At 48.4% G+C, this 698-nt stretch carries 1 pseudogene; it reads left to right on the top strand.

Features of this window, described 5'->3' with window-relative positions:
* A pseudogene (locus R7R78_RS26425) lies at positions 1-698 on the top strand (DNA mismatch repair protein MutS); the annotation flags it as partial.

Raw genomic sequence — 698 nt, 5'->3', positions numbered from 1 at the left:
AGGCACCGTAACCGATGAGGCGCTGCTTTCTGAACGTCTCGATAACTTAATCGCTGCGATTTACCATCACAACGGCAAGTTTGGTTATGCGACGTTAGACGTTACTTCTGGCCGTTTTCAATTAACGGAGCCAGAAACCGAAGAATCCATGATGGCAGAACTACAACGCACCGCACCGCGTGAATTGTTGTTCCCTGAAGATTTCGAGCCAGTCCACTTGATGTCGAACCGTAACGGTAACCGTCGTCGCCCTGTATGGGAGTTTGAACTAGATACTGCCAAACAACAGTTGAACCAGCAGTTTGGCACCCGTGATCTTGTCGGTTTTGGTGTTGAGCACGCCTCTCTTGGTTTGTGCGCCGCAGGTTGTTTGATCCAATACGTAAAAGACACACAACGCACTGCTCTACCACATATCCGCTCACTAACGTTTGATCGCCAAGATCACTCTGTAATTTTAGATGCAGCTACGCGTCGCAATCTAGAAATCACCCAAAATTTAGCTGGCGGCACGGACAATACACTCGCCGCAGTTCTCGACCATTGCTCAACCCCGATGGGCAGCCGCATGTTAAAGCGTTGGCTGCATCAACCGATGCGTTGTATTGATACGCTAAACAACCGCCTGGATGCGATTGGTGAAATTAAAGATCAAGGCTTATTTACCGATCTTCAGCCAACTTTAAAACAGATTGGAG

The organism is Vibrio sp. 2134-1 (assembly GCF_033339495.1).
This window is presented reverse-complemented; position numbering and strand designations above follow the sequence as displayed.